Genomic DNA, 2,190 nt, shown 5'->3' on the forward strand with positions numbered 1-2,190 from the left:
GGCCACTTGACGCGGTCATGTAAAGACTGCTGAGACGATAATCTGGTCAGGCTGAACGGTTCAGCTGAACAGAACTGAATTGTTCAGCGGTTCCTATAGTTAAAAGGAGGGTTGCAAACAGAAAGATCTATTTTTTTATTGAGGTTTTTTATTTTTGTTATGAATTCTTGGTCTGTACTGTCACCTAGTAAATGTGAAGCGTTAGGGAAGTTTTTTTTTAAAATGCTGTAGGCTTCTTCGTCTATATCTACCAAGATGTGATCGCTAAAACTATTGGCAAAGGGGTGGACTAAGTCGCCATGGCCTGCCGCTAAGTCAACGATGGTGTGGCCATGCTTGCAAGGAGACTCTTCTCGCAATATCCTCGCAAGCTGGCTAGGGGTAAAAAACTGTTTCAAATGATGCTTGCTACTGGTTTTCACTGATAAGAGTACTATTATGATTGATGATACGGTAAACCAAGGATACGAACAACGAGCCGATTATATAGAAAATAGCGAAATTGTAAAGTGGAACGCGCAAAACAAGCTGCAAGAAAATATTCAAGATAAGCTTTTGCAGCGAGGGGCGAAGGTCCTTATAGGCCCTCGAGGTGCTGGTAAAACTCATAATATGAAGATGGCGCATATTGCTTGCCAAAAAGATAATGCTAAGCCTTTTTCTGTTTATGTTAGCTTTGCTAGATACCTTCGAGTTGAACAGTTTAAAATTAAAGCTTCTAATGCAATATCCATATTTCATTCATGGGTCTTGTCAAGGATATTAGAAGGGATTCATGAGTCTCTTGAGTATTCAGGATTAAGTCTCTCAGATGTTGGCGTGGAGATAGACCTGAGCATATTGCGAAAATATCGTTCAGATATTGAGAAAGGGGACTTTAAAGAAGAATATAATGACCTTATTGACAACATAAACATTGATCTTGTAAGTGGCGCGCTTGAGAAAGCCTATACTGCTTGTGGCAGGAAAAGGTGCATAGTTTTATGCGATGATGCAGCCCTAGTTCTTGCTAGGGACTTTATGGTGGAGTTTTTTGATATATTTAGGAGTTTAAAGAGTTCGCGCGTATCGCCTAAGGCTTCTGCCTATCCACTAACAGATTTTGGACCGCGTTTCCACTTAAATCATGATGCTGAACCAGTAGAGTGTTGGATAGGAGTAGAGCATCCTTCATATGAAGATTTTTTCAAAAAAATTTTTGAAAAAAGGTTTGTTGAAAACCAGTTTGATGAATATGTTTCCGCATTTTCCTACGCAGCATTTGGTATTCCTAGGACTTTTATCAGTCTTGTATTAGAGTTTTATCAAGATGTTGAGTCATCACGGTCTAAGCAAAGTTTGTTTAACAAAATAATAAAAGATAGGTCTGAGTTTATTAAGGCAGAATACTCAAGCTTGTCATCAAAAATGCCTCATTACAAGAAGTTTGTTGAGGCAGGGGCGGAACTATCTGACAAGATAGTTGAGCTTGTAGCTGAAGAAAATAAAAAGGCGTATACAGATAATGGAGAAAAACAGATATACGTTGGTATTGAATTTGGCGATTGTGCTCCGGCAGAAGAAAAAATAATATCTCTTCTAAAAGAGACAGGTTTGGTTTATGAAAATGCAGCCGTAAGTCATGGGAAAGGAAGAATATATAGAAGGTTTATGCCGCATATTTGTCTTCTTATTGATGCTAAAGCATTCCAAATAGGGAAAGGGAGTTCTGTAAAGAATATTACAGAGATATTCCAAGCTGGCAATGTTAAGCATCCAGTGAGAAGGAGGTTTTCTAGCCTATTAGAAAGAGAGGTAGGCGATATAACTATAGACTTGCCTGGGTGTCCTGTATGCGGAACTGAAAGGGTTATGGAGAACCAAAGGTTTTGCATGAGCTGTGGCGCAGAGCTTAAGAGCATTTCTCTTTATAAGGAATTGCTGAGCCTGCCTATCGATAAACTGCCGTTTACTAAATGGCAAAAAACAAAGATAAAGGAGGAAACAGATTTTAAAACGGCAGGGGATATAGCTATATCTGATAATGTCGCAGGTGTAATAAGAAAGATAAAGGGTTTTGGTCCTGCTAGGACTCACTTTGTTATTGAAAGTGTTAAGGAACCGCTGAACAATTCAGTTCTGTTCAGCTGAACCGTTCAGCCTGACCAGATTATCGTCTCAGCAGTCTTTACATGACCGCGTCAAGTGGCC

General features: G+C 39.4%; 2 protein-coding genes. One reads left to right on the forward strand and one right to left on the reverse strand.

Annotated features, from left to right (window positions below):
* Positions 1 to 83: 83 nt before the first annotated feature.
* Positions 84 to 398, reverse strand: a complete 315-nt coding sequence (locus BM194_RS20345) for a methyltransferase (protein ID WP_177223489.1) — start codon at positions 396 to 398, stop codon at positions 84 to 86.
* Between the two features lie 40 nt (positions 399 to 438).
* On the opposite strand from BM194_RS20345, the gene BM194_RS20555 reads away from it, so the two are divergent.
* On the forward strand, positions 439 to 2,130 hold the full coding sequence (locus BM194_RS20555) for a zinc ribbon domain-containing protein (protein WP_143097655.1): 1,692 nt from the start codon (positions 439 to 441) through the stop codon (positions 2,128 to 2,130).
* Positions 2,131 to 2,190: the final 60 nt, after the last annotated feature.

The organism is Modicisalibacter xianhensis, from assembly GCF_900113605.1.
Taxonomy (GTDB): Bacteria; Pseudomonadota; Gammaproteobacteria; order Pseudomonadales; family Halomonadaceae; genus Modicisalibacter; species Modicisalibacter xianhensis.

Coding starts and splice junctions, on each gene's coding strand:
- BM194_RS20555 (WP_143097655.1), top strand. CDS start 439: ATGATTGATGATACGGTAAACCAAGGATACGAACAACGAGCCGATTAT.